The organism is Streptomyces sp. NPDC107471, assembly GCF_055582845.1.
Map to the genome: position 1 here is coordinate 90,075 of NZ_JBVJPC010000013.1, position 25,521 is coordinate 115,595.

The 25,521-nt window shown below is 69.4% G+C and carries 21 protein-coding genes and 1 pseudogene; 8 read left to right on the forward strand and 14 right to left on the reverse strand.

The annotated features are described in order from the left end of the window. The first annotated feature begins 42 nt into the window (after nt 1–42). A complete protein-coding gene (locus tag ACZ66S_RS34545) occupies nt 43–321 on the forward strand; it encodes a WhiB family transcriptional regulator (protein ID WP_469905503.1) in 279 nt (92 codons plus the stop codon). A gap of 164 nt (nt 322–485) precedes the next feature. Here the strand turns inward: ACZ66S_RS34545 and pntB are convergent, their stop codons facing one another. Both pntB and ACZ66S_RS34555 read right to left on the reverse strand, forming a co-directional pair. Further along, nucleotides 486–1,952, reverse strand: a complete 1,467-nt coding sequence (pntB, locus tag ACZ66S_RS34550; RefSeq protein WP_469905504.1) for a Re/Si-specific NAD(P)(+) transhydrogenase subunit beta — start codon at nt 1,950–1,952, stop codon at nt 486–488. Between the two features lie 6 nt (nt 1,953–1,958). Next, the gene (locus tag ACZ66S_RS34555; RefSeq protein WP_469905505.1) at nt 1,959–3,515 is read right to left on the reverse strand and encodes a Re/Si-specific NAD(P)(+) transhydrogenase subunit alpha; all 1,557 of its coding nucleotides are present in this window, start codon (nt 3,513–3,515) and stop codon (nt 1,959–1,961) included. 324 nt (nt 3,516–3,839) lie between these two features. Here ACZ66S_RS34555 and ACZ66S_RS34560 point away from each other — a divergent pair, with 324 nt between their 5' ends. Further along, nucleotides 3,840–5,036 (forward strand): spore photoproduct lyase family protein, encoded by a 1,197-nt coding sequence (locus tag ACZ66S_RS34560; RefSeq protein WP_469905506.1) that lies wholly within the window; start codon nt 3,840–3,842, stop codon nt 5,034–5,036. Nucleotides 5,037–5,156: 120 nt separating this feature from the next. On the opposite strand, the gene ACZ66S_RS34565 is transcribed toward ACZ66S_RS34560, so the two are convergent. From ACZ66S_RS34565 to ACZ66S_RS34585, 5 genes are all read right to left on the reverse strand, one after another. Then, complete coding sequence (locus ACZ66S_RS34565) at nt 5,157–6,218, reverse strand: TetR/AcrR family transcriptional regulator (RefSeq protein WP_469905507.1); 1,062 nt, start codon at nt 6,216–6,218, stop codon at nt 5,157–5,159. 184 nt (nt 6,219–6,402) lie between these two features. Beyond that, nucleotides 6,403–8,265: a nuclear transport factor 2 family protein gene (locus ACZ66S_RS34570; protein WP_469905508.1), complete on the reverse strand. Its 1,863-nt coding sequence runs from the start codon at nt 8,263–8,265 to the stop codon at nt 6,403–6,405. 129 nt (nt 8,266–8,394) lie between these two features. Continuing rightward, entirely contained in the window at nt 8,395–10,299 is a 1,905-nt protein-coding gene (locus ACZ66S_RS34575) for an AfsR/SARP family transcriptional regulator (protein ID WP_469905621.1), read from the reverse strand. Between the two features lie 447 nt (nt 10,300–10,746). Next, a complete protein-coding gene (locus tag ACZ66S_RS34580) occupies nt 10,747–11,679 on the reverse strand; it encodes an NAD-dependent epimerase/dehydratase family protein (protein WP_469905509.1) in 933 nt (310 codons plus the stop codon). Between the two features lie 746 nt (nt 11,680–12,425). Further along, nucleotides 12,426–13,352: a LysR family transcriptional regulator gene (locus ACZ66S_RS34585; protein WP_469905510.1), complete on the reverse strand. Its 927-nt coding sequence runs from the start codon at nt 13,350–13,352 to the stop codon at nt 12,426–12,428. Between the two features lie 225 nt (nt 13,353–13,577). Between ACZ66S_RS34585 and ACZ66S_RS34590 the strand changes: the two are divergent. After that, nucleotides 13,578–13,912 (forward strand): annotated as a pseudogene (locus tag ACZ66S_RS34590) (VOC family protein); the annotation flags it as partial. Between the two features lie 92 nt (nt 13,913–14,004). Here ACZ66S_RS34590 and ACZ66S_RS34595 read toward each other — a convergent pair. After that, on the reverse strand, nt 14,005–14,832 hold the full coding sequence (locus ACZ66S_RS34595; protein ID WP_469905622.1) for an alpha/beta hydrolase: 828 nt from the start codon (nt 14,830–14,832) through the stop codon (nt 14,005–14,007). A 304-nt stretch (nt 14,833–15,136) separates the two neighbouring features. Here ACZ66S_RS34595 and ACZ66S_RS34600 point away from each other — a divergent pair, with 304 nt between their 5' ends. Further along, nucleotides 15,137–15,760: a hypothetical protein gene (locus ACZ66S_RS34600; protein ID WP_469905511.1), complete on the forward strand. Its 624-nt coding sequence runs from the start codon at nt 15,137–15,139 to the stop codon at nt 15,758–15,760. Between the two features lie 77 nt (nt 15,761–15,837). Here ACZ66S_RS34600 and ACZ66S_RS34605 read toward each other — a convergent pair whose 3' ends face one another. Next, entirely contained in the window at nt 15,838–16,677 is an 840-nt protein-coding gene (locus ACZ66S_RS34605; protein WP_469905512.1) for a GntR family transcriptional regulator, read from the reverse strand. Nucleotides 16,678–17,117: 440 nt separating this feature from the next. On the opposite strand from ACZ66S_RS34605, the gene ACZ66S_RS34610 reads away from it, so the two are divergent. Next, nucleotides 17,118–18,632 (forward strand): beta-N-acetylhexosaminidase, encoded by a 1,515-nt coding sequence (locus ACZ66S_RS34610; protein WP_469905513.1) that lies wholly within the window; start codon nt 17,118–17,120, stop codon nt 18,630–18,632. Nucleotides 18,633–18,686: 54 nt separating this feature from the next. Beyond that, complete coding sequence (locus ACZ66S_RS34615) at nt 18,687–20,114, forward strand: cellulose binding domain-containing protein (RefSeq protein WP_469905514.1); 1,428 nt, start codon at nt 18,687–18,689, stop codon at nt 20,112–20,114. A gap of 54 nt (nt 20,115–20,168) precedes the next feature. Here the strand turns inward: ACZ66S_RS34615 and ACZ66S_RS34620 are convergent, their stop codons facing one another. The 4 genes from ACZ66S_RS34620 to ACZ66S_RS34635 form a co-directional block, all read right to left on the reverse strand. Continuing rightward, nucleotides 20,169–20,645 (reverse strand): MSMEG_6728 family protein, encoded by a 477-nt coding sequence (locus ACZ66S_RS34620; protein ID WP_469905515.1) that lies wholly within the window; start codon nt 20,643–20,645, stop codon nt 20,169–20,171. 9 nt (nt 20,646–20,654) lie between these two features. After that, nucleotides 20,655–20,885: a hypervirulence associated TUDOR domain-containing protein gene (locus ACZ66S_RS34625; protein ID WP_469905516.1), complete on the reverse strand. Its 231-nt coding sequence runs from the start codon at nt 20,883–20,885 to the stop codon at nt 20,655–20,657. A 129-nt stretch (nt 20,886–21,014) separates the two neighbouring features. Then, complete coding sequence (locus tag ACZ66S_RS34630) at nt 21,015–22,031, reverse strand: MASE1 domain-containing protein (RefSeq protein ID WP_469905517.1); 1,017 nt, start codon at nt 22,029–22,031, stop codon at nt 21,015–21,017. Between the two features lie 8 nt (nt 22,032–22,039). Continuing rightward, on the reverse strand, nt 22,040–22,921 hold the full coding sequence (locus tag ACZ66S_RS34635; RefSeq protein WP_469905518.1) for a PP2C family protein-serine/threonine phosphatase: 882 nt from the start codon (nt 22,919–22,921) through the stop codon (nt 22,040–22,042). A 241-nt stretch (nt 22,922–23,162) separates the two neighbouring features. Here ACZ66S_RS34635 and ACZ66S_RS34640 point away from each other — a divergent pair, with 241 nt between their 5' ends. Beyond that, nucleotides 23,163–23,756, forward strand: a complete 594-nt coding sequence (locus tag ACZ66S_RS34640) for a TIGR03086 family metal-binding protein (RefSeq protein WP_469905519.1) — start codon at nt 23,163–23,165, stop codon at nt 23,754–23,756. 180 nt (nt 23,757–23,936) lie between these two features. Further along, nucleotides 23,937–25,061 carry an NAD(P)/FAD-dependent oxidoreductase gene (locus ACZ66S_RS34645; RefSeq protein WP_469905520.1) on the forward strand — a complete coding sequence of 375 codons (1,125 nt, stop codon included), beginning with the start codon at nt 23,937–23,939 and terminating at the stop codon, nt 25,059–25,061. Nucleotides 25,062–25,109: 48 nt separating this feature from the next. On the opposite strand, the gene ACZ66S_RS34650 is transcribed toward ACZ66S_RS34645, so the two are convergent. Continuing rightward, nucleotides 25,110–25,499 (reverse strand): hypothetical protein, encoded by a 390-nt coding sequence (locus ACZ66S_RS34650; protein WP_469905521.1) that lies wholly within the window; start codon nt 25,497–25,499, stop codon nt 25,110–25,112. Nucleotides 25,500–25,521 lie beyond the last annotated feature (22 nt).

Sequence of the window (25,521 nt, forward strand, 5' to 3'; positions counted from 1 at the left end):
CGCGTTCACACCTGTGCCCTGGTCGGACCGCGGAGGTGCGGTATGGCTCGTACACCCTCGATCAAGAATCATCGTTCCGCTTGGCGCGGCCGGGCGCTGTGCGTGGGCGAGGACCCCGAACTGTTCTTTCCCCTGGTGGAGACGGACACCGCGACGGCGCGGGCCCGGGCGGTGTGCCGTCGCTGCCCGGTGCTGCTCGCCTGCCGTGACTGGGCCGTCCGCCACGGCGAGACGGACGGCGTCTGGGGCGACACCACCGCGAGCCAGCGCAGAGCGATCCGCAGCGCCCTCTTCCGTGATCGTCGCTCCGGGTCCGCCTGAGCGGGGTCGCGGGTGGGGGGTGCGGGTGGGGGTGCGGGCGCCGCTGCCGCAGTGGCCGGACCCGCACCTCAGGATCCGAACCGCCGGACCCGCACCGCCGGATCTCGCCGACCGGGCTCCCGCACCTCCGCGCTTCAGCGGAGCCGCGGGAAACGAGCGGACCCTCAGCGGCTGGACACCGTCGACTGCCGCGCCGCCGGCGCCGTATCGGGCCGGCTGTCGGTGCCCAGTGCGCGCAGGATCTCCTCCACGCTCTGTTTGGCGTCGCCGAACAGCATGCTGCTGTTCTCCCGGAAGAACAGCGGGTTCTGCACACCCGCATAACCGGAGGCCATGGAGCGTTTGAAGACGACGACCTGCTCGGCCTCCCAGACCCGCAGCACCGGCATCCCGGCGATCGGACTCGCCGGGTCGTCGGTCGCGGCCGGGTTCACGGTGTCGTTCGCGCCGATGACCAGCACGACCGAGGTGCCGCCGAAGTCGTCGTTGATCTCGTCCATCTCCAGGACGATGTCGTAGGGCACCTTCGCCTCGGCCAGCAGCACGTTCATGTGGCCGGGCAGACGCCCGGCGACCGGATGGACGCCGAAGCGGACCTCGACACCCCGCTCGCGCAACCGCCGCGTCAGCTCGGCGACGGGATGCTGGGCCTGGGCGACGGCCATGCCGTATCCGGGGGCGATGATCACCGAGTGGGCCTGCACGAGCATCTCGGCCACCTCGGCCGCCCGCACTTCGCGGTGCTCGCCCTGCTCCTGCGCGTCTCCGGACGGCGCCTCGATGCCGAAACCGCCCGCGATGACGGAGGGGAAGGACCGGTTCATCGCCTTGCACATGATGTACGACAGGTAGGCACCCGAGGAGCCCACCAGCGCGCCGGTGACGATGAGCAGGTTGTTGTCGAGAAGGAAACCGGACGCGGCCGCCGCCCAGCCCGAGTAGCTGTTCAGCATGGAGACGACGACGGGCATGTCGCCGCCGCCGATGGAGGCGACCAGGTGCCAGCCGAGCGCCATGGCCAGGGCGGTCACCGCGATCATCAGGGGCAGGTTCGGGCTGATCGTGAACCACACGGTCAGCGCGACGAACGCCACAAGCGCCCCGACGTTCAGGGCGTTCTTGCCCGGCAGCATCAGCGGCCGTGACTTGATGCGCTCCGACAGCTTCAGGAACGCGACGATCGAGCCGGTGAAGGTGACCGCGCCGATGAAGATGCCGATGAACACCTCGACGTGGTGGATGCGCAGCAGATCGGCGCCGATCAGGTCCTGCGCCGCACCGTGGTGCTCCACCTCCAGGTAGCTGTTCCAGCCCACCAGCACCGCGGCCAGGCCGACGAAGCTGTGCAGGACGGCGATGAGTTCGGGCATCTGCGTCATCTCGACGCGTCGAGCCCGCAACAGGCCGATGGCCGCGCCGAGGGCCATCGCCAGCACGATCAGCGCGACCGCTCCGGCGCTGATGCTCTGCGCCGCGACCACCACGGTGGCCACCAGGGCGAGACCCATGCCGGCGATGCCGTAGACGACGCCGGCGCGGGAGGTGCGGTGCTGGGACAGACCGGCCAGGCTGAGGATGAACAGCAGGGCGGCGACCAGGTCGGCCGCGTGGGAGGCCGTCAGGGAGGTCATCTCGGCTCAGCCTTTCGAGAACATGGACAGCATGCGGCGGGTGACGGCGAAGCCTCCGAAGATGTTGACGCTCGTCAGCAGGATCGCCACGAAGGACAGCGCGGTGACGATCCGGCTCTCGTGCCCGAGCTGCAGCAGGGCTCCGATCACGACGATCCCCGAGATCGCGTTGGTCACCGACATCAACGGGGTGTGCAGCGCGTGGTGCACCTTGCCGATGACGTAGTAGCCGATCACCACCGCCAGTGCGAACACGGTGAAGTTGCCGGCGAGTTGGGCCGGTGCGAAGGCCACCAGCAGGAACATCGCGAGCATCCCGAGCCCGATCAGGCCGAAACGCCGGACAGGCGTCAGTCGTGACCGGTCCGGGACGGGTGCCTCGGGTGGCGCGGCGGCCGGTGCGGCGGGGGCGGCCGAGACCGCGACGGGGGGCGGCGGCCAGGTGACGTCGCCGTCCCGCACCACGGTCACCGCGCGTTGCACGACGTCGTCGAAGTCGATCGTCGGACGGCCGTCCTTGCCGGGGGTCAGCAGTTTCAGCAGGTTCACCAGGTTGGTGCCGAACATCTGGGAGGCCTGGGCAGGGAGGCGGGAGGCCAGGTCGGTGTAGCCGATGAGGGTCACACCGTTGTCGGTCACCACGATCCGGCCCGGCACGGTGCCCTCGACGTTGCCGCCCATCGCGGCGGCCATGTCGACGATCACGCTTCCGGGCTTCATCACGGCCAAGTCCTCGGCCGTCAGCAGACGCGGCGCGGGACGCCCCGGGATCAGCGCGGTGGTGATGACGATGTCCACGTCCCGGGCCTGCTGGTGGTAGAGCTCGGCGGCGGCACGGTCGTAGTCGGCGGAGGTCGCCTTGGCGTAGCCGTCGGTGCTCGTCTCCTGGTCCGCGTTCACCGGCAGGTACTCGCCGCCCAGCGACTTCACCTGGTCAGCGACCTCCGGGCGGGGATCGGTGGCACGCACGACCGCCCCGAGGCTGGAGGCGGCGCCGATCGCCGCGAGACCGGCCACACCCGCGCCGGCCACCAGCACCTTCGCCGGCGGCACCTTGCCCGCCGCGGTGACCTGACCGGTGAAGAACCGCCCGAAGACGTGCGCGGCCTCGACGACCGCGCGATAACCGGCGATGTTCGCCATCGAGGACAGCACGTCCATCGACTGGGCCCGCGAGATGCGCGGCACCGCGTCGAGCGCCAGGGCCGTCACCCCGGCATCGGCGAGCGCCCGGAGCAGCTCGGGGTTCTGCGCCGGGACCAGCAGGGCGACCACGACCGCGCCCCTGCGCAACCGCCGGATCTCGGCCTCGGTGGGGGCGTTCACCTTCAGGACGACGTCCGCCTCCCACGCCTCGGCGATCGCGGCGCCGACATCGACGTACGCCTGGTCGCCGAAGCCGGAGGCCTCGCCGGCCCCCGACTCCACGACGACCTCGTAGCCGAGGCCCAACAGCAACCGTGCCGTCGCGGGGGTCGCCGCGACCCGCGTCTCGCCGGAGCCGGACTCGGCCACGACGCCGACGCGGCGAGGAGGGTGGTGCGCGCTTTCTTCAGCAGACATGTCCTGTATCTCTCGTCAAAGGAGGTGCGAAAGGGAGATCTGCGCCCCGGGGGGTTACGACGTCCTGCCCCGTGATCGCCCGTACCTAACCCGTGAGCCGACTACGGGCCCACCGTCGGTGGCGGCGACATGCGCCGCGCCGAGCCACAGAACCGAATACTCCGGTCGACACGCGGCGGGGCTGCCGTGTCCGGCGACGGGGAGCAGCCGCTCGAACGCCCGCGAAAGGCCCGACGGGCACCCTCCCCGCCCCTGGTCCGGCGCCCACCCCGCACTCCGTACAATTGGGATGAACCGCTGCATCGGAGACGGAGGGACACGCGCGTGACACCCTCCTCCACCGACCCCGGACACGGCGCCGACACCCTGTTCGACCTCGACGCCCTGACCGGGCCGACAGCGGCCGGCCCACCCGCCGGCAGCACATCCCCGGCCACCTCCGGCTTCCGCGACTCCCCCGCGGCCCGGACCATGCTGCCGGTGCGCGCCGTCTACGCCGAACCCGCGGCCGCCGCGTCCCCCCGGGGCCGCGAGATCCTCGCCCGCTTCCCCGCCGCGCAGGTCATCGAGGTGGACTCCCACTGGCGCATCCCGGGCCTGCACGGAAACGAGGACAACGTCGAGCGCTGGGTCCGCGTCAAGGGCGAGACCCTGGTACTGGGCGAGCGCAAGACGCTGACCACCCGGCCCAACGGACGCTCCGCCGACTTCATCGCCCCCGGTCCCACCAACGGCTGCGCGATGGCCTGCGCCTACTGCTACGTGCCCCGCCGCAAGGGATACGCCAACCCGATCACCGTCTTCACCAACATCGACCAGATCATCGGCCACGTCGGCCGCCACATCGCGCGCCAGGGCCGTAAGCGGGAACCCAACCAGTGCGACGAGACCGCCTGGGTGTACGACATCGGCGAGAACGGCGACTGCTCCGTGGACGCGCTCATCTGCGACAACACCGAGGACCTGATCGCCGCCTTCCGGCAGTGGCCGACCGCCAAGGCGTCCTTCGCCACGAAGTTCGTCAATCCCGATCTGCTCATGCTGGATCCCCGTGGCCGCACCCGGATCCGGTTCTCCCTCATGCCCGCGACCGACGCACGGCTGCTGGACCTGCGCACCTCGGCGGTGGCCGACCGCATCGCCGCCGCGGCCGACTTCGTGGACGCGGGCTACGAGGTCCACTTCAACCTCTCCCCCGTCGTCCTGCGGCCGGGCTGGCAGGACGACTGGACCGGCGTCCTGCGACAGCTCGACGACGTCCTCCCCGACCGGGTGAAGCGACAGGCCGCCGCGGAGATCATCATGCTCACCCACAACCAGGACCTCCACCAGGTCAACCTTGGCTGGCATCCACGCGCCGAGGACGTCCTGTGGCAGCCCGACCTGCAACAGGGCAAGCGCTCCCAGAACGGCGCGCACAACGTCCGCTACCGCAACCACATCAAGGCGGAAGCGGTGCAGACCCTGCGCGACCTCATCACCGGCCATGCTCCTTGGCTGCGGGTGCGCTACGCCTTCTGACGGCACAGTGTCGGTGTGGGAGGCGGGGCATCCGCGCCGGTACCTGCTGGACCGAGGTCAGACGTGCGGCGAAGAGCGGATGGAGAAGACGGCAGTTACCTGCAAGCAGATTGGTCCTGATCACAGTTCGCGGGTCACGTCGTGTGGGGCTGTGCCTCTGCGGGTGAGTCTGTAGACCAGTTCGAGCCAGCCGCTTTCCAGCCGCTGCAGCGGTAGGTGGCACTGTTCGCTCAAGTGCCAGAGAAGGGCAGGCTCGAGGTAACCCAGCGCAGCATGGCTGAGCAGTTCTGCGTCCGCTTCCGGTGCAGCCAGGCTGAGCAGGACACTGACCCGCTCGTGGTACGAGCGGCGACGTGCGTGTCGGTAGCGCTGGTCCGGGGAGAGCTCGGCAGCCATCTGCAGTTCCAGCTCCGTGGCATAACGCTGTATAGCGGCCACGCCGAACGTGCGAAGCCGCTCGATGGCCTTGTCCGGGCTGTCGGTTCGGTCCGAGCCGCTGAGGTGAGCGGCCCGAAATGTCTCCTCGGAGCGCTGCAACAGGGCTTGCAACAGACCGGCGCGGTCACCGAACCGCCGAAAGACGGTGCCCTTTCCGACACCTGCCGCGGAGGCGACCGCTTCCATGGTGAGGTGTGACAGTCCACGCTCCCGCACGATCCGTGCCGCCGCGGTCAGTACACGGGTCTGATTGCGTGCCGCGTCCGAGCGCAGACGTCTGCTGTCCTCACGCCGGGGCGGTGACAGGGGCGGCGGTACTTCCCTCTGCTCGCTGCCCGCCTCGCTCGGACAGGCGCACGCTACCGGTGAGTGCGCAGCCTGCCGATCCGGTGCCGTCCGCGCGATCGTCTCGGTGAAGGCCTGGGCAAGGCCGGCAATGTGCAATGCGGAGGGTTCGGGCCACTCGATCAGCGGCACGAGATCGGCCAGAAGGCCGACGAAGCGCCCCCCGTTCTCATGGATGGCCGTCATCGAGCCTTCCCGAATCACTGCTCGGACGTCGGCCGCGCCAAGTGACCCGGTCCCGGCGGCCGACCGCGCAAGAAGCTCGGCCAAGCGACGCTCGAGGTCGGTCGGCTGCCATGCGCCCTGACGGAAGTCCCGCATCAGTGCATCAAGTCGTCCCCGCACGCTGTCGAGGTGTGAACGCTGAGGAGGGTGAGGCACCTCAGGGGTGGTGGACACGCAGAACGCTCCCAAACGGATTCCGGAGTGCGGGCATCGAAAGGCATGGGGGTACTCATCCAGTGGGGTGAGTAAGCAATGTGCGACCTCGGCTGCGGCAGTGATGCCGGGGCGGCAGCATCCTGGGTGGCGCCCTGCGGCTGTGTATGCGGGGCGCCACCCCGGTAGGACGGTTCGTCCGGGATCAGTCGCCGGGAAGCAGGACGGATGCGTCGCCCTCGAACCAGGCGTTGTCAATCGTCAGCCGGCTGATGCGCCATGTGCTCCCGTCGCGCGTCAAGTCCGCGTCGTACCGGTTCATCATCAGTGCGTGGCGGGTCCGGTCCGGCTTCGGGCCATCTTGGGGCAGGTAGTGCTGGGCCATCGCGTAGCACTTCACGTGGGCGTGGTCGCCGTCCACGCTGGCGCGGACGTTGCTGATCACGTGGCTGGTGTCGAGCGGGCCGACCGCCGGGATGAGGACTCCCACGATGGTGTCGCGCGGCTTGAGCGCGGGGAAGTCGAGACCGATCTTGCTGGTGGCCGGTGTCAGGTCGACCAGGGCGTCCTCGGTCAGTGACGAGGCGAGCAGATCGGGGTCACCGTGGTCGAGTCCCGCCGCGTAGCGGTGCAGTGCATCTGCGATCGCGGCGTGGTCGATCAAAAGCTGCAGTTTGTCGTCGGCCGTCAGGCGCTCCTCGGGGGGAATGTTGTGGTTCAGGCGGAAGACGTTGTCCGGGTCGAAGCGCCTCTTGATGCCGCGGAGCCGGTGGTAGGCGGCTTCGTCGTAGGCCGCGCGCACATCGGATGCGCTGGTGTCGTGGGCGGCCATGAAGTTCAGGTACCGTCCGGCGGTGGACCAGGGCTGCATCCGCTCCAGCAGTTCATCGGCGTAGGCGTTCATCCCGGTGAAGGCATCGGGCGTCCCGACACCCACGACCCAGAGTGCGAACCGGGCGTCCCGGTGTCCGACGGCGTTGTCCGCCGCCCGGCCCAGAGCGCCGCCGAGGTGACGCAACTCGACGAAGTGCACCGGGCAGTCGGCCGTCGGGCCCGCTGCGGCCAGGATCTCCTCGACGGCCTCGGCAGTCAGTGAGTGCAGCATCGCGGTGCGCTCCATGAACGGTGCCGGATCTGCCGGATCGTTGTGGATCTCGGCGAAGGACGCGTACGGCATGGGACCGAGAGTGTCCACGAGGACAGGTGCGGCCGCCCGCAACGGCGCAACCAGCCGGGCGGCCTCGGCCGGCGAGCCCAGACAGGAAATGCGGACGTGCACGGCGAATCGATCGGCAAGGAACTCGGGCACACCGGGCAGTGCCGGCAGACGCAGCAAGGCAATCGATGAGCTCAGATCGTCCGGAGCCCCGGCCGTGACCTTGGCATAGGCGTGCAGGACGGCTTCCGCGTCGGCACCGTCGAAGAAGAGTCCGCCCGCCCACAGTTGTTCCACCGGAAAGAGGGCGAACTCCATGGCCGTGACGACACCGAAGTTGCTCTTGCCGCCGCGCAGCGCCCAGAACAGATCGGGTTCCGACGCGGCGTCGACGGAACGCAACTCACCGTCGGCTGTCACGACCTCCATGGAGGTGACGTGATCGGCTGCCCATCCGAGAGCGCGGCCCATGGTGGGGCTCAATCCCCCGCCGAGGGTGTAGCCGATGACTCCGACGAGCGGTGAGGAGCCGTTGAGCGGGGCGAGCCCCATGGGCGTTGCCGCATCGATCACCTGCTGCCAGCGGGCTCCCGCCGCCACGCGGGCTGTGCGGGAAGCGGGGTCGATGCTCACCTGCGCCATGCGGTGAGTGGTGATGAGTACCGCGTCGTCGGCCGTGAGTGTCGCCTGATGGCCGGTGGCCATGACGGCGACCGGCAGACGCTGCTGCGCTGCGAAGCGAACGGCGACCTGCACGTCAGCACTGTTCATGGCGCCGACAACGACGCGGGGGCGGTGGGTTACAGCAAGGTTGAAGGGGGCGCACTCAGCGGCGAATCCTTCGTCTTCCGGCTCGAGTACGGGCCCGGTGATCTGCGCTGCCAGCTCGGCACGCGTGAGGGGATTGAGCATGCGTGCATTGCATCGAACGCGTGTCGAGGTGGCGTCGATGGCGCGTCGACGTGCCGTTTCGCCTACGCAGCCGCGGGCCTCGCCAGGGTGTGTGCGGGTGCGTCGCCTCGCGCGGGGCCGGTGCAGCGATCAGTGCGGCGACAGCGGGGTCTCCTGCGCAGCACTGACTGGAAAGTCAGTGATCTGGTCCAGTACCGCACGCAGGTCCTCATCGCCGACCGTGTTCTTGTCGGCCAGGCAGTGGTCCAGCAGTCGGTGCAGCGCTTGCCGGCAGCGCTCAGGTCCCAGCCTGTTGAGGGCTTGGCGCCGCGCGAACGCCTTGACGAGCCCGAGGAAGTGGTAATCGCCGTTCTCACCGGTCTCCACCACATGAGCGTCGACGAGGGCTTCCATGACGGCTGTGGCTTCGTTGACCGGCAGATCGAGTACTGCTGCAGCCATGGCGGGGTCCAGCCGGCTGCAGTCGGGAACGGCGGCGAGGTGGAAGGCGTCGCGGTGGAAGGCGTCCATGCGCGCCTGGGCGTCACGGAACGGTCTGTCGACGATCTTGCAGTCTTCGTGCATGACGACCGGCTGACGCAGATCGTCTTCGAGTTGGGCCAGGATCTGGTCGATCGTCCACGACGGTCGGGCATCCAGCCGGGCGGCCGCCACATGCACCGAGAGCGGCTGGTAGGAACAGGCCTGCACCAGACGACTGGCCGCTTCCCGCTCTGCGAACACCCGCCGGGTCCCGGATATGGCGGCGAGCAGGTGCAACGCGTCCTCAGGCCGCAGAACGCCCAGACGCAACCAGGGGATGCCAGGTAGGTCGATGATGCGACGCGGACCGGTCATGATGACGGCACAGCCCGGGGAGGCCGGCAGCAGGGGACGCACCTGCTCACTGCTGGATACCGCGTCCAGGATGATCAGCAGGCGGCGCCCGGACACTGACGTACGCCACAGCGCCGCACGTTCGTCCAGGGACGCCGGCAGCCGCGACACCCCGATGGCACGCAGGAATTGGCCCAGCACCTCCAGCGGGCCGACCGGATCCTTGAAACCGCCGAGGTCGGCGAAAACCTGCCCATCGGGAAACAGATGGCGCTGGCCATGCGCGAGGTGCACGGCGAGCGCGGTCTTGCCCATCCCGCCCAGGCCGGTGATGCCGACGACTGGAGCGTGCGCAGCATTGCGCAGTGTTGAGCTCAGTTCCCCGATCTCTGCGAGGCGTCCGGTGAACACTGCCGAGTCTGGCGGGAGTTGGGCCGGAACCGGCGCGGCATCCGAGGCCGGCTCGTCGTCGACAACGGCGTGCGGATCGTCACCCCCGTGCAGGATGCGGCTGTGCAGGGAGCGAAGGGCGGGCCCGGGGTCCACGCCCAGTTCTTCACGCAGAAGCTGCCGTGTGCGTTGATAGGCGGCCAGAGCCTCGGCGCGGCGGCCCGCATGGAACAACGACAGCATGAGCTGTTCGTGCAGGCGTTCTCGCAGTGGGTGCTCCAGCACGGCTGCCCGGATCTCGGACGTCAGACCCGGATGCCCCCCGGCCTGCAGCTCAAGGTCGAACACTTCCTCCAGGGCGGCCAGCCTCAGCTCCTCCAGCCGGTCGCGCTCGAGTTCGAAAAAGGGGCCCCGGACACCCGACAGGGCCTGCCCCTGCCAGGTGCCGAGGGCCTGGCGCAGGAGATCGGCAGCATGTGCCGGGGCGCCGGCGCGGCGCGCCGCGTGAGCCTGTGCGATCAGCTCACGGAACCTGCTCAGGTCGATCTGCCCGTCACGAACCGTGAGACGGTAGCCGCTGCCGGTTGACTCGATGGTCGCCACGTCGCCCAGGATCGGCCGCAGACGATAGACGTACGTGCGAATGGTGCCCCGAGCTCCTCGAGGCTCTCCCCCACCCCACAAGGCGTCGAGAATCGCCTCGGTCTCCACTGGCCGCCCTTCACGCAGAAGGAGCAGCGCGAGCAATCCGCGTTGCTGCGGGGAGCCGAGGTCGATCTCCTTGTCCCGCCGCCATGCACGAACAGGACCGAGAATTGCCAGACGCATCACCCGACCGATTATGAACCGGTGTCACACCGGGTCTCACATCAGCGGCCTCAGCTCCCGGCGGCTGACCCTGCACGCACTCCTGTCGTCCCCCACGGGCATGCAGGACCGAGATGCGACCGACGAACTCGCCCTTGGGTCTCCTTCGGCGGCGGTCTGCGGGAGACCGCGCTGCTGCTGCCTTCCGCGGCCGCGACCGGGCTGCCCGATCCGCCACGCCCACCTGTACGGACTGGCTGGACTCCAGAGCCCGGACCGCACTCCGAAGCCGCCTACAGGTGCCTTCCGGTCTCACCTACGCAGCCGTATTGCCGGGCGGGCGAGCTGAGCTGCTGGCCCTGCTTGCCCGCCCGGATGTGGTGGTGGCCGCCCGTTCACCCACCCTGCACCGGCTCCAGCGCCTTCGCAGGGCGGACACCACGGTCAGGGTGCAGCCCGGTGAGGCCGTCACGTAGCGTCGAGGGCGAGCGCTTCCTTCACGGCGGCGAGGCCGACGGCGTGGGGGACGACGGGCCGGTACCCCAGTTCGGTCACAGCCTTGTCGGTGCGCAGCGTGCACGGCTGTCCTACGAACCATCGGGCGGGTACCGGCACCACACGGGCGGCGGTGTCGGCGTCCATGTTCGGGATCGCCGCCTCTACGCCATAGAGGGAGAAAGCTGTCTCCAGGAAGTCCCGCAGGACGACTCGGTGCTGGTCGGTGACGAAGTACGCCTGACCCGGCCGGCCGTGCTGCCATCCGAGTATCAAGCCCTCGACGGCGTTGTCCACGTATGTCACATCGGTGATGTGCCGGCCGCCGTCGATCCAGGCAAACTGCCCGGCCTTGGCCGCAGCCGCCAGCCCCTCGGTCAGGCTGCTGTCAGGGCCCCAGACAAACCGAGGCCGTATGGACACGGTGGTGAAGCCCGGTGCGTCGGCGTCCAGCACGATCTGCTCGGACACAGCCTTGGCCGCGCAGTACGGGGCTTCGGAGTCCGGCCGCAGCGGAGCGGTCTCGTCCGCGTCCAGTAGCGGTTCGCCGGCCAGGAGCGCGGCCTCGCTGCCGCAATGGACGAAGGTGGCGACCCCCGCGGCACGGGCTGCTTCCACCGCCGCTCGAGTGCCACCGACCGTGACCCTCTCGTGGCGCTCGCGGTCGGCGGTGATGTCCGTCTCGGCGGCGAGGTGGAACATCACCTCACTGCCTACTACCGCGTCCTGCCAGCTAGCCGACTCCGTCAGTTCCCCCTGCACCGGCTGAGCGCCGAGGGCCGCGACCTTGTCGGCCGCCGCTGAGCTGCGGACCAGTGCGCGGACCGCATGACCTTCTGCGACAAGTCGACGGATCAGGGCCTGTCCGATGAAACCCGAGCCACCCGTGACGAATGCCTGCGCCATGGGAGCCTCCTTCCTCATGTGTGACGCTTCCACCCGTTGCGGGCGGAGCCATGTGGTGTGCAGCGATCAGGGGCTGCCCGCTGTTCCCTCGGAGTCATTCATGAGTCGACGGCCTTCCAAAGAAAATATGGATGGCTCCTGATCGTCCCCACGGGCCGTACCGCTGGGAGGGCACCTCGCCCATTGCGGCTCCGCGGCACGGCCCACCGTGAGCGAGCCGGGTCAGCGTCCTTCCAACCGACGCAGGTCGGCGTCGGGGCAGGTGCAGGCGGCTGGGGGTAACGCCGTCCTGCTGAAGTCGACCGGGTTCTCGATCTCAGCTTCGTCGAGGACCAGGTTCGCTACCGCGGGTCCCTCGCGAGGGAGGATCGGCCCCCTCTGCCGTCGAACCTGTCAGCAACCGCCTGCGGACGGGACAGGCACCCGCAGCGCCACCGATCGGCCGCGCCATGGCGGGCCAACTGCGGGCTGCGGGAGGCAGATCCGCATGGCGTGGACGCGCGTGAACGGACCCGTCGCCGGGGTCGGCACCAGATCGAACGGTGTGGTCAGCCATGACGGCGGGACGGTGGTACAGGTCTCTCCGGGGACCACAAAGCGTCGCAACTCCAGGACCACCAGGATTCCGTGTCTGCTTGGTCGATCGAGAGCGCCCGCCACTGTCTGCGCGCCTTCGGCCGACCGCAAGACAACGACGTCACGACGAGCCGCGCCTCGGGTTCTGCCGACTTCTCAGGGTGTCCGGATCAGTCGCCCGCGTCCACGACTCCTGCGTCGAGCTGCGTCTGTACGCTGCGGGGAACTCGCACTCCATGACGTCGCAGCCCTGAGATGAAGCGTGCGACGAGCGGATCGGGTCCGGCGGAGGTCACTGCCATCAACTGCCGGGTCCACCGTGGTGAGAAGGGCCGGACCGCACCTGGAAAGCCCGCACTGACCGCACTCACCGGGCAGACCGCGACGCCCAGCCCGGCGGCGGCGAGTTGAGGAGCCGTAGCAGTAACGGCCGTCCGCATGACCGCCTCCGGGTGGACTCCGGACCGGGCGAACGACTGGTCGAGCCATGCGCTGAGGGCGTTGTCCGCTGTGAAGTGCACGAGTGGCGCGCCATCCAGGTCTTGGATCCGCAGTGCCGCCCGCTGGGCCAGAGGGTGGCCGGTGGGTGCGGCCAGCACGATCTCCTCCTCGGCAACGGCAGTGACCTGGAAGCGGTCGGACGGGGGGTCCGGCAGCACCGCGACGTCGACATCGTCGGATTCGATCAGCCTCAGCGCCTCGTCCATGACGGTGAGTTCATGCAGAGCGATGGTCACTTCCGGGTGGCGTCGGCGCCAGTCGCGAAGGACCGGGGCGAGCAAGGCGACGGTGAGGCTCTGGGCGCAACCGATGCGCAGCGACCCGCCCCCGGCTTCTCCCACCGCGCGCGCCGACCGTACGGCGGCGGTAGCTGCCTCGACCGCCCGCCGCGCGTCCGCGACCGCGACCCGCCCCGCGGCCGTGAGCTTGACCCCCCGTGCCTCGCGCCGCAGCAGGGCCGTGCGGGTCTCCCGCTCCAGTGAGGCGATCTGGTGGGACACGGCGGGTTGCGAGGAGTGCAGCAGCAATGCGGCCTGGGTGATCGATCCAGTGTCCGCGACAGCGACGAGGCATTCCAGCGCGCGAAAAGATGGCATTCATAGACTCTATGCCAACCGCTCGAACTATCAGTGCTTCGACGGTGAGATGTCATAACCGTCAGGTGGAGGGCAATCGGCACGTCCACACCTGGCAACGTCTGCAGCACCGCAGAACCAGAGCATCTTCACGTGGTAGGCGCCCAAAAAGGGTCAGGCTCGGAAGCGCTGCGACGGTGACCGAAGAGCAACGCCGATTTGGGTGGAGGCCCCATGTCCCCGCAGATGAAGTTGGCCGCGATAACGCTCGACTGCCCCGATCCCCTTGCTCTGGCCGCCTTCTATCAGCAGGCCACCGGACTTGCGCCGCATCCGAAGTCGGACGCCGACTTCGCGGGCCTCAACGGCGAGCACGGGCTCTTGCTCGGTTTCAGCGGGTCGAGGACTACCGCGCTCCGAGCTGGCCTGACCAGATCGTTCCCCAGCAACTTCACATCTGCTTCAAGGTGGAAGAGGACCTGACCGTGGCCGAGGCCCGGCTGCTGGAGCTGGGGGCCGGCGAGCCGGAGCATCAGCCACATGGGGATCGGGCCCGGGTCCTCACCGATCCGGTGGGGCATCCCTTCTGTATCAGCAAGCGCTGCGCGCAGGGGGGTTGGGTCCCAACGGAAGGGATCGCTCCCGCCGCAACCAGCGTCGCCAGACGCTGCTCCTACGCCGCCAGTGTCTCCAGGACGTTCGCGATCGGGACCGGGTCCAGGGGGCCCACATGTGACACCTCGGGGAAGTCGTGCACGTGGAAGCGGTTGCCGGGTGTGAGGGCGTCGGCCTCCGCGATCATCCTGTCCTGGAGCGCGGTGGCGATCGTCCGGTCGGCACCGAAGCGCAGGTAGGTGCGGGGAACGCGTCCCCATGCGTCGGCCCGGCCGACCGCTCGGCCCGCGTACGCGGTGATGGGTTCGTCGGTCTGCATGCCGGCCAATATCCGACGGAAGTCGGCGTCGGGGTAGTCCGCGCAGATCATCTCCTTCAGAAGGGCCAGCGCACGCCGGTCTCCTGTCCGGAAGTTCAGCCGCAGCACGCCGAGTTGTTCCGGGTCACCGACTGTCAGCTCAACCGGGCTGACCGCGTCGGCGTTCTCGGGTGCCGCCGTGCAGGCGTCCGCTGTGGGCAGGGCGCGGCTGGGGCAGAAGGCCGCCATGTAGCAGATGTGGTGCAGCAGTTGGGGTACGGCGTTGCCGACACGGCTGACTGTTACGCCACCCAGGCTGTGCCCGACCAGCACCACCGGGCCGTTCCGTGCCGCGTGTCGCACGATCCCCGTGACGCGCGCCTCGTAGGCGTCCAGCCCGAGACCCTTCAGCGGGGACGGCTCGACCGCCATCGCCGCGAGGTCCTGCCGCTGATACGACTCCGGGACGAAGGCCTCCGCGCCGTGGTGCGGCTGGTCCACCGTCACGGCGCGGTGCCCGCGCAGCGTCAGCTCCCGCGCGATCGGTGTCCAGAACGCGCCGGCGCTGTGGGTACCGTGCACCAGCACGTAGGTGGTGGGCCCGCGACGCGTCCCCGCCGCCGCTCGTGAGGCGCCGGGCCCAGCGGCCAGGGCCGTGCCTCCCAGCGCCAGTCCAAGTCCGCGCAGCGCCGTCCGCCGGCTGGTTCCCGTTCGTTGTTCGTTCGTGGCATCCGTCATGCTTCGACGCTATGGGCCGCCCGCCGGGCCAACCAGCGGCCCAGCACCCGGGCGGGGGTGGACCTGGCAACACCGCAGTGGGCGCGGACACCGTCGTTGTCAGTGCCTTCTGCGACGATCCGCACGGTCCGCGGAAACCACGGTGGGAGGGTTCATGTCCTTCGGCTTCAAGACGTCATGGCTGGCGGTGCGCGACGCCGGTCCGGAAGACCTGGCGGATGCCCTCGACCTCCGGCACCGACAGCGCATCGACTGGGCAGCGGGCACCGAACTCGCCTACCGGCAGGGCGTCTTCGTGGCCAGACCCGTCCCCGGGTGGACACTCGCCCACGGCAGGATCCATCTGACGCACAGCGTCGACCCCACGAGCCCGGACTTCTCCACTTGGCTGCGGACGCTGGCCGCGCGCGTCGGGGACCTCCAGTACTTCTGCACCGACCGTATCGGCGAGTACCACGCCTGGGCCAAGGTCGAATCCGGTGAACTGACCCGCGCCTACTGCTACATCGGGATGAGCGGCGAGGTTCCATTGCGCCACGGAGAACCCACCGCCGTCGAAAGGGAGCTCGGTGTCGGACTGGTCGGGCGCGAAGTGGTCCGGCAGGACTGGGGAGACGCCGAATGGGACGCCTGGCACGACGCCATGCCGACCGAACATGACGTGATGCGCATAGCCGCCGACTGGGGGATCTGCCCGGCAATGATCGACGACGGCTCCGTCACCGCCCCCGGAATCCATGGGCTCCCGGCGGGAGTTGAGCCCGGACGCGCACTCTGACGACATGAGGGACCTGTACCACGGCTGTCCAACCCACCTGGGCTGCAAGAGCACTTCACCGGACTGGCCGCACCACCTCACGGCCCTGCCTGGATGTCCCCCCGTGTCGAGGACGCGATGGCGTCCCGGTGGGCGAAGTCGCCGGGCGGGATGCCGGGGTGGTGTCCGAGCCGGTCGGGTGATGCGGCGGCCGTCGGACCGAGGGTGAGCCGGGAGACGATCCGGTAGCGGTCACCACGGTAGATGGAATGGACGTATTCGACGGGCTGGCCTCTGGTGTCGGAGGTGAGCCGCTCGAAGAGCAGTGCCGGGGACAGCTCGGGCACATCGAGCAGTTCCGCTTCGGCACGGGTGACCACGGTCGGCTCGATCGCCTGTACGGCCTCCCGGACGTGCACGCCGTGCTGCCGGCGCAGGTGCTCGTAGAGGTCGCCGGCCTCCAGTTCCTCCGCGGACAGGGCGGGGACCAGTTCGGCCTTGATGTGCAGGTGCTCAATGGCCATCGGGGCGCCGTCGACCAGGCGCAGGCGCGCCACGTACACGATCTCGGCAGCGGGGGAGATCCGCAGCTTGCGGCCCACGCGGGCGCCGGCCGGGATGGTGACGAACTCCAGCAGGCGGCTCGACCAGGCGCCCGCGGCCTGCGGCACGGTCATGGACTGCTCGGTGGAGACGAGCTCCTGAGTGATCTTCTCGGGGGCGACGAACATGCCCCGGCCGTGTTCGCGTACCAGCAGGCCCGCGGCGACGAGTTCGTCCACCGCCGCACGCAGGGTCGGGCGGGACACTTCCAACTGGACGCACAGGGCACGCTCGGAGGGGATGGCGTCTCCGGGACGGTGGGACTCCACGAGGTCGAGGAGGAAGTCGCGGACTCGCTCGCGCTTGAGCACCGCACCAGGTGCGTCGGCCTTCATACGTCCCCCTCGCCTGAGTCCCGAGCCCGCCCTCGACGCTCAGCCCTCCGCCTGACCAGTTGACCAGTGGTAAAGAACCTGTGTCACCTTCTCCGCGAGCGAAGTGTAGCCGCAGATCGGCGGTGGTTGTCAGCGTATGCGCTGCCCCGTGCCGCAAAACCCGTGTCTGCAACGGGGGTTGACGACGCAATTGGTCTATGCCACCTTCTTCCTCACCTCACCAGGTGAACTGACCAGTGACTCGAACTGGTCAGGTGGCCAGATGGTGTCCCCCGGAGGTGAAACCGTGCAGCTCCGCCGGCTTCGACTCAGAGATCTCACCCGCACACGACGTTCGCCCGTCTGAACACCGCTGCGCCACCACGTCCCCTCCGGCTCGCGGGCCGGTGCAGTCAAGTGCCGCCCCGCCTACCCCGGCCACTCCGTCTTGGAGGCGACGCATGCCCGCCCTCATCCCCCGCCCCACCGCAGCCGCCTTCCCACCCGGCCGTTTCACGCTCGACGACCACACCACTGTCCGTCTCGGCGAAGGCACCGAACCGGCCGCCGACCTGCTGCGCTCCCTGCTCGCCCCCGCCACCGGGCTGCCTCTGCGCCCCTCCCCCGACGGAACCTTCACCCTCGCCCTCGATCCCGCTCAGGGCCACCTCGGTGACGAGGGATACGCGCTCACCGTGCACCCCGACGCCGTACTGCTGCGTGCCGCGCACCCCACCGGCCTGCTGCGCGGCGTCCAGACGATCCGTCAACTCCTGCCCGCGCAGGCCCTGTCCGAGACCGCGCAGACCGACACCGCGTGGACCCTGCCCTGCGCCGACATCATCGACCTCCCTCAGCACCCCTGGCGCGGCGCGATGCTCGACGTGGCCCGGCACTTCCAGCCCGTGTCCTACCTGCGCCGCTACGTCGACCTGCTGGCGCTGCACAAGATCAGCGTGTTCCACCTGCACCTCACCGACGACCAGGGGTGGCGCATGCCGGTCGCCGCCTACCCCAAGCTCACCGAGATCGGCGGCCACCGTGCCGAGACCCAGCAGGGCCCGGCCGGGACCGGACCGTACGACGGCACCCCGCACGGCGGGTCCTACACCCGGTCCGAACTCGCCGACCTGGTCCGGTGCGCGGCCGCCCGCGGAGTCACCGTCCTGCCGGAGATCGAGATGCCCGGCCATGTACGCGCCGCGCTCGCCGCCTATCCCTCACTCGGCAACCACCCTGAGCGCACCCTCGACGTCTGGACACGCTGGGGCGTGTGCGACACCGTCCTCGGTGTCCACGACCAAGCCCTCGACTTCTGCCGCACCGTCCTCGACGAGGTCATGGACGTCTTCCCCTCGCCGTACATCCACATCGGCGGCGAGGAGTGCCCCACAGCCGAGTGGAACCACAGCGCCGGCGCGCGGCGCCGCTTGGCGACCGAAGGTCTGCCGGACGCCCAGTCCCTGCACGGCTGGTTCCTCGCGCAGATCGGCGACTATCTCGTCCGCAACGGACGGCGCCCGGTCGCCTGGGCCGAACCCGATGCCGAACTGCCCCTGGACTTCACCGTGATGACCTGGCGCGACGACGCCCACACCCTGGCGGCCGCCCGACGCGGCCACCCCGTGGTCAACGCGTACCACCGGGCCACCTATCTCGACTACGCCCGCTCCGACGCTCCCCACGAGCCGCCGGCCCAGCCCGGGGTCGTCGTGGATCTGCACACCGTGCACGCCCACGACCCCGTCCCGGCGGAGGCGGACGCCGAGGCGGCCGGGCGGGTGCTCGGCACGCAGGCCCAGCTATGGACCGAGTTCGTCACCAACCCCGCGCACATCGAGTACCTGACCTACCCGCGCCTGTGCGCCCTCGCCGACCGCGGCTGGGGCGGACCGGCCGACTGGACCGACTTCCAGTCCCGTCTCGACGACCACACGGCACGACTCGACGCGCTCGGCATCCCGCACCACCCCTGACGCACACCCTGTCCCGTTCCGGGAATCACCCCCACCTTTCTGGAGGGAACAACGATGAGATTCACAACGAACCGGTTGCGCGCCGCCGCGGCCGCCGCCGTCGCGGTCGGCATGGGCGCCGCCGCGCTCACCGCACTCCCGGCCACCGCGAACGCGGCCGCCGACGGCCTGAGCGTCCAGTACCGGACCAGCGCCTCGGGAGCCAGTGCCGATCAGGCGGAACCGTGGTTCAAGGTGCGCAACACCGGCACCAACAGCGTCTCCCTGCAAGGCGTCAAGCTCCGCTACTACTTCAAGGCGGACTCGGCGAACGCGACCTACCGCTTCGCCTGTTCCTGGGCCGTCAAGGGCTGCGCCAACATCACCGGCACCTTCGGCACACTCGCCAACCCCACCGCCACGGCGGACCGTTACCTGGAGATCGGCTTCACCTCCGGAGCCGGCTCCCTCGCGCCCGGCGCCGACACCGGCGACATGCAACTGCGCTTCTACCAGTCGACGTGGGCTCCGCTGAAGCAGAGCGACGACTACTCCTTCGGCGCCTCCCAGACCTCGTACGCCGACTGGTCCAAGGTCACCGCCCAACTGGCCGGCACCACGCTCTGGGGCCAGGCCCCCGCGGGCAACGACCCGACGAACCCGCCCACCGATCCGCCCACCGACCCCCCGACCGGCGGCGCCACCCTGTTCGACGACTTCAACTACACCGGCCACACCGACCCGAGGATCTCGGCGAACGGCTGGAACGTGCGCTCCAACTCCGGTGGCCCCGGCGTCTCCGGCGCCACCTGGGCTCCCGAGAACGTCACCTTCTCCACCGTCAGCGGCAACTCCATCATGAACCTGGAGACCTCGACCGCCGGCACCGGAGCGAGCACCGAGCAGACCGAGATCCTCACCAAGTCGATGAAGTTCAAGAACGGGACGTACGCGGCCCGCGTGAAGTTCAACGACGCGCCCAAGTCCGGGCCGGACGGCGACCACCTCGTCCAGACCTTCTTCACGATCAACGACCTCAAGGCGCCCATGGCGGACGACTACGCCGAGTACGACTTCGAGTACCTGCCCAACGGCGGCTGGGGCGAGCCCTCCAACATCCTCTACACCACGTCCTGGGAGACCTACCAGGCCGATCCCTGGGTGGCGGTCAACCAGCACAGCGAGAGCCGCCAGAGCTACACCGGCTGGCACGACCTGGTGCTGACCATCGACAACAGCAGCATCAAGTACTACGTCGACGGCCAACTCTTCGGCACCCATGACGCCGCGTACCTGCCGGAACGGCCCATGTCCATCAACTTCAACCAGTGGCTGATCGACTTCGGCGGGCTGACCAGCAGCACCCCGCGGGCCTACGACGAGCAGGTCGACTACGTCCTGCACGTCAAGGACCAGGTCCTCACCCCTGCACAGGTCGCCTCCAAGGTGGGGGCGTACCGCAGCGCGGGCACCACGTTCCAGGACAACGTCCCCGCCAACTGAACACTCCCTACCGGCGTGCCGGGGCCTCACGGATCGTCGGGCCCCGGACCGCCGTCAGCACGGCTGTCCCTCCCTGTCGGACCCGGGCCACACATAGGGAAGATCGTCGGGTACGCCGGGAAACAGCTCGGCGTACACCTCCGGGTCCTTGCGGACCAGCGCCGAGCGGTGGCTTTCGTGGAAGGCCTCGTCGCCGTGCCACGGCGGCAGTTCGCCCGCGGCCGCCAGCGCCGCCTGGTCGCGTACCGGGGAGCCGGGGCGCAAGGCTGCCAGACCGGCCACCAGCGAGGCGGCGCAGCTATCCTGATGCCCCTGTTCGCGCCAGACCCGGCAGATCTCCAGGCCGTACCGTACGAGTGCCTCCTCGTACCCCGCCCACATCCGTACGGCCGGATGCCGACGCCAGCCGTACCCGGGCACCGTCAGTCCGCGCAGGACCTGCAGGGCCTCGACCCGCTGCTTGCCCAGCCGGCGCCTGTCCAGCAGCAGAGCGGTCCGATGGAAGTCCGGATGGGGCAGGAAGGTCTGCATCCGGCCCGCTCACTTCTTGCGCAACGCGGACGGCTTGTGGACCGCCGTGTTGCCGGACTTGTCGCTGCGCACCTCGTACTGCGGTTCGTCCGGTGAGGCGTCCACGGTGCGGCCCGCGGCCTCGGTACGCCGGGTGACCTTGCGGACGACCTTGCCTTCGGCGGTGCTGCCGTGGCTCTCCCAGGTGACCTCGTCACCCCGGCTGAGCTTCTTGCTCCGGCCCTTGCTCTTCCTGGTCATCGCAGGTCCTCCGTTCCTCTCCGGCCGGGACGTGATCGCCCGGTGTGACGCGAGGGGCTCGTGCTGAGGCCGGCATGCGCCTCCTTACCATTGCTTCGGCACAGAAGCGCTGCTCGGATGCGTTCCCTGTCACCGCCCCTTCTCCTCCGGCCCGGGCACGCCGTCGGCCTCCCCTTTCGACTGCTTCGACCGCCCCCGTGGCGCATCCCCCGCCGTGAGGTGTTCGAGGACCGCGACAAGCTCCTGGCAGGCCTGTTCCACGGAGCGTCGGGTGTTGCGCTGCTCGGTGATCACGGCGGAGAGCAGCAGCGCGGTCAGGGCGATGGTGCCGTTGAACGCCTGCAGTTTGATCATCACCTCGATACGGGACAGGCCTTTGAAGGGGCCCGCTTCCTGCGTGGCGGCGACGGTGGCGATGACGGACGTGACGAGGGCGCAGAGCATGCTGCCTACGAGCTGGAAGCGGAGGGCAGCCCAGATCAGCAGGGGGTAGATGAGGAACAGCACACTGAGGCTGCTGTGGGTGATCAGCGGCACGACACCGCAGGTGACGGCGACCAGCGCCGCCGCCTCGGGCCAACGGGACAGACGTGGGGGCCACCGCGCCTCGTAGAGCCACAGCAGAAGCGGAGTGACGATCAGGACGCCCATCGCGTCGCCCACCCACCAGGCCAGCCACACCCCCCAGAAGCTGTGGGTGTGCAGCCGGTCCGCGAGCACGAGCATGCCGACGCCCACCGTGGCGCTGATCAGCATGCTGGTCAGGGCCCCGAGGACCACCAGGGCCAGGCCGTCCCGCAACCGGCTCAGGTCGGTCCGGAAACCCACGGCACGCAGCATGAGGTACGCGCAGACGGGCGCCGCCGTGTTGCCGGCCAGGTTGCCGAGGACCTCGGGCCTGAGCGAGGTGAGGTGGAGGATGACGAGCAGGACACCGAGGGCGATGCCGGGCCAGACGCGCAGCCCGAAGATCAGCAGGCTGGCCACCGCGATACCGGTCGGCGGCCAGATGGGGGTGAACACCGCGCCTTCGACCGCCAGGTTCCACAGGAGTCCGAGTCGTCCCGCGGCGTAGTAGCAGCCGGTGACCGCCAGCGTCTGGAGGGCGAAGACGCCGTTCCGGCGCAGACTCTCGTTACCCACCACACCTGCCATCAGACACCGGGGTCGCCGTCCCGGCGAGGCGGGAGCGGCCGCATGGCCCCCTCCGGCTGGGTTTCGGCCCCTTCGTAGCCGACGACGAGTACGGCGGCGTCGTCCTCGTGTCCCACCTGGTCCGCGCCGCGCATCACCGCGGTGGCGAGCGCGCCGGCGTCCATGCCCGCCACGGCGGCGATGCCGGCGAGCCGCACGACCTGGTCCAGGCCTTGGCCGACCTCCATGGACGGCCCCTCCACCACACCGTCCGTGAGCAGGACGAAAACGCCGCCCGTGGTGAGCCGGAAACAGGTGACGGGATAGGTCACGCCGGCCGCGACACCCAGCGGCGGGCCGCCCTCGTCGCCGCCGACACCGCTCCTGCCGTCCGCCGTAGCCCAGACGAAGGGGATGTGCCCGGCCCGGGCGCTCTCCAGCACACCGGTGGCCGGGTCGAGGCGCAGGAAGGTGCAGGTGGCGAACAGATCCGTGCCGAGGGACAGGAGGAGGTCGTTCGTCCGCGCGAGAAGTTCGCCGGGCTCGCTCGTCACGGAGGCGAGGGCGCGCAGGCCGACGCGTACCTGGCCCATGAAGGCGGCGGCCTCGATGTTGTGGCCCTGGACGTCCCCGATGGACAGCCCGATCCGGCCGTCCGGCAGGTGGAAGGCGTCGTACCAGTCCCCGCCCACGTTGAGGCCGTGGCAGGCCGGTGCGTAGCGCACGGCCAGGTGGTAGCGGGGCGCCGTGGGCATCTCCGCGGGCAGCATGCCGCGCTGCAGCGCGATGGCCAGCTCGACCTGGGAGCGCTGCAGCTCCGCGTACTCGCGCGCCCGCGAAGTCAGCGAGCCGAGTCTGGCCAGCAGCTCGTCGCCGTCGTATCCGGGGCCCTTGCGGGACATGAGCCGCTCCGAAGGATGTTCATCCTTTTTGGGGCACCAGCCCAAAATTATCCATATCGTATGCTAGCGGAACTTTCGGAAACGCTCAGCCGTGAGGGTCAGGCGCTGGTGCGGGTGTAAGGAGCCAGGTGCCTGCGGGCCGCGCCTCCCCCACCGCGGTCCCTTGCCGAATGTGGACGCGTGACTGACTCTTCTTCTCTGTGATGGCATCACCAATGGGGGATTTGCGATGAGCTATGACATGACCTCGAGCGGTTGGGACGTCCTGGACGCCTCCCACGAAGCACTGCGCACGACGGTCCACGCCGTGCCCGCCGACGGGTGGGACCTGCCGACGCCCTGCACGCAGTGGACCGTTGCCCAGGTCTTGCAGCACGCCGTCGGCGACCAGATCGGGTTCGCCGCCGCACTCACCGGCGAACCCGGCCCTGACTTCAACCCGTTCGAGCCGTCGGGCGAGATGGAGGGGGTGGACCCGACGGCGTTCCTGGAGGACGCCCTGACACGAGCGGCGAAGGCTTGGGCGGGGGTCGACCGGGACACCGCCGAGGTGCCGACACCGGTGCCGCCGCACAAGTTGTCCCCGTGGTCCGGCTCGGCCGCGTGCGGGCTGGACGCGGCGGTCCACGCCTGGGACATCGCCCTGGCCACGGGCCAACCGTCGCCGCTCACACCGGAGTTGGCGCGCCCTCTCCTCAAGGTCGCCAGGGACATCGTAGAGCCGCTGCGTCAGTACGGCGCGTACGCCGCGGCCTTGGCCCCGGAGCAAGGCGACGACGATGTGGCAGTGCTCCTGCGTTACCTCGGCCGCGACCCGCGCTGGGGCGCCTCGTGAAGGGATGACGGCGTACGGGGACACACCGACTGAGCAGCGTCAGTTGAGCTCGCGGTAGCGCGGGGCACGGGGGCGCCGGCTGGAGTGAGTACACCAGTCGGCGCTTCACGTTGTGCGCAGCGGCTGGCCGGTGCTCCCATACTGGCAACGGAAGTTCGCCCATCGTCCGGGGAGGCCTTCGTGGGGATCAAGTCCGTGCAGCGGCCCCGTCGTGTTGCTGTCATCGGAGTGGGCATCCTCGGAGCCTGCGTCGGCTGGAATCTGTCCCGGCAGGGTGCCGATGTGGTCCTCATCGACGCGGGCCAGCCGGGCGAAGGCGTCACCAACTGGACTTTCTCGTGGGTCAATGCGAGCAACAAGACGGTTCGCAAGTCCTACTTCGACCTGAACGTCGCCGGCATAGCAGCCCACCGTGAGCTCGCTGAGACCATCGGGCCGGACTCGTGGTGGTATCCCAACGGTCACCTGCGTTGGTCGGACGACCCCGAAGCGCAGGCGAGGACCCTGGAGACAGCCGAACTGCTGACTGGCTGGGACTACCGGGTCGAGATGTACAGCGGAGCCGAGGTGCGCCGGCACCTCGAGCCCGATGTTCCGATACCCGACGACGTCCCAGTCGCGTTCTACCCCGACGAGGCCTGGGTGCACGGCCGTCATCTCGTCGGCCGCCTGGTCGACCAGGCTGTGGCATCCGGCGCCGAACTCCGTGCCGGTACCGCAGTCCGCGACATCGGCGTCGGCGCCGACGGAAGCGTCCGGACCGTTTCTCTGTCCGACGGCAACCGCCTCGACGTCGACATCGTCGTGAACGCCGCGGGCCCCAGCGCCGCACTCATAGCCGAGCTCCTCGGACGGCACTTGCCGATGCGCCGGGAACCCGGCCTCATCACACGGATCGACTGTGCTCGGGTCCCGGTCCGCCGGCCCTTGCACGCGCCTCACATCGAGATCCGCCCGGACGGGCAGGGATCGATGGTCCTCCACAGCCGCGAGATCGACGCACTTATCGACATCGGCAAAGCTCCGGCACAACTCGCGGCCAGCCAGCATGACTTGGCGCGGCAGGTCGTTCCGGAACTCGGTGACTCCAGGATCGCGGAGACACGCGTGGCCCACCGGCCCATCCCGGCAGACGGCTTCCCCTCGGTGGGAGCGGTACCGTCCGTGCCGGGCTACTACGAGGCCGTTTCCCACAGCGGCATCACGCTCGGCCCGATCATCGGCCGGCTCCTCGCCTCGGAGATCCTCAGCGGGACGAAAGACGAGTTGCTGGCGGACTTCGGCCCGGAGCGGTTCTCCTCGTGACAATGGCGCATGCACGATCACGCTGGGCCACCTGTGGGCAGCAGCCGGTCAGGCGTCGGGGTCGACCTCGGGGTGCGTGAACCGCACAGGCTTGCCCAACGACCGGGCGTAGGCGATCTCGGCGCGGGTGCTGTCCCCGATGTAGTCGCCGATGACGAGCACTTCATCAGCGAGCCGAATCTTCACCCGGTGCAGATCGTCGAGTCGAACCTTCAGCGCCTTGGCCTCAACCGGATCCGACCAGAGTGCGTGCGGCGACTTCAAATCGCAGCCCGGCTTGACCACGATCCTTCCCGCCTCGGTCTCGCGCAGATCGGCTTCGTTCATCTCCGCCATGAAGCGGGTGGACCCGCAGATCACGACGATCAGCGGCAGGCTCAACAGCCTCTTCGCATCGGCGAGTTTGTCCTCAGGGGTGAGCAGTTCCGGGGATGACACTGGTTCCTCCTGGTGGTGCCGG

What these genes read in the sequence shown, in the direction of transcription:
- ACZ66S_RS34545 (WP_469905503.1), top strand. Translation starts at nt 43, where the DNA reads ATGGCTCGTACACCCTCGATCAAGAATCATCGTTCCGCTTGGCGCGGC.
- pntB (WP_469905504.1), bottom strand. Translation starts at nt 1,952, where the DNA reads ATGACCTCCCTGACGGCCTCCCACGCGGCCGACCTGGTCGCCGCCCTG.
- ACZ66S_RS34555 (WP_469905505.1), bottom strand. Translation starts at nt 3,515, where the DNA reads ATGTCTGCTGAAGAAAGCGCGCACCACCCTCCTCGCCGCGTCGGCGTC.
- ACZ66S_RS34570 (WP_469905508.1), bottom strand. Translation starts at nt 8,265, where the DNA reads ATGCTCAATCCCCTCACGCGTGCCGAGCTGGCAGCGCAGATCACCGGG.
- ACZ66S_RS34575 (WP_469905621.1), bottom strand. Translation starts at nt 10,299, where the DNA reads ATGCGTCTGGCAATTCTCGGTCCTGTTCGTGCATGGCGGCGGGACAAG.
- ACZ66S_RS34580 (WP_469905509.1), bottom strand. Translation starts at nt 11,679, where the DNA reads ATGGCGCAGGCATTCGTCACGGGTGGCTCGGGTTTCATCGGACAGGCC.
- ACZ66S_RS34585 (WP_469905510.1), bottom strand. Translation starts at nt 13,352, where the DNA reads ATGCCATCTTTTCGCGCGCTGGAATGCCTCGTCGCTGTCGCGGACACT.
- ACZ66S_RS34600 (WP_469905511.1), top strand. Translation starts at nt 15,137, where the DNA reads ATGTCCTTCGGCTTCAAGACGTCATGGCTGGCGGTGCGCGACGCCGGT.
- ACZ66S_RS34605 (WP_469905512.1), bottom strand. Translation starts at nt 16,677, where the DNA reads ATGAAGGCCGACGCACCTGGTGCGGTGCTCAAGCGCGAGCGAGTCCGC.
- ACZ66S_RS34610 (WP_469905513.1), top strand. Translation starts at nt 17,118, where the DNA reads ATGCCCGCCCTCATCCCCCGCCCCACCGCAGCCGCCTTCCCACCCGGC.
- ACZ66S_RS34615 (WP_469905514.1), top strand. Translation starts at nt 18,687, where the DNA reads ATGAGATTCACAACGAACCGGTTGCGCGCCGCCGCGGCCGCCGCCGTC.
- ACZ66S_RS34620 (WP_469905515.1), bottom strand. Translation starts at nt 20,645, where the DNA reads ATGCAGACCTTCCTGCCCCATCCGGACTTCCATCGGACCGCTCTGCTG.
- ACZ66S_RS34625 (WP_469905516.1), bottom strand. Translation starts at nt 20,885, where the DNA reads ATGACCAGGAAGAGCAAGGGCCGGAGCAAGAAGCTCAGCCGGGGTGAC.
- ACZ66S_RS34635 (WP_469905518.1), bottom strand. Translation starts at nt 22,921, where the DNA reads ATGTCCCGCAAGGGCCCCGGATACGACGGCGACGAGCTGCTGGCCAGA.
- ACZ66S_RS34640 (WP_469905519.1), top strand. Translation starts at nt 23,163, where the DNA reads ATGACCTCGAGCGGTTGGGACGTCCTGGACGCCTCCCACGAAGCACTG.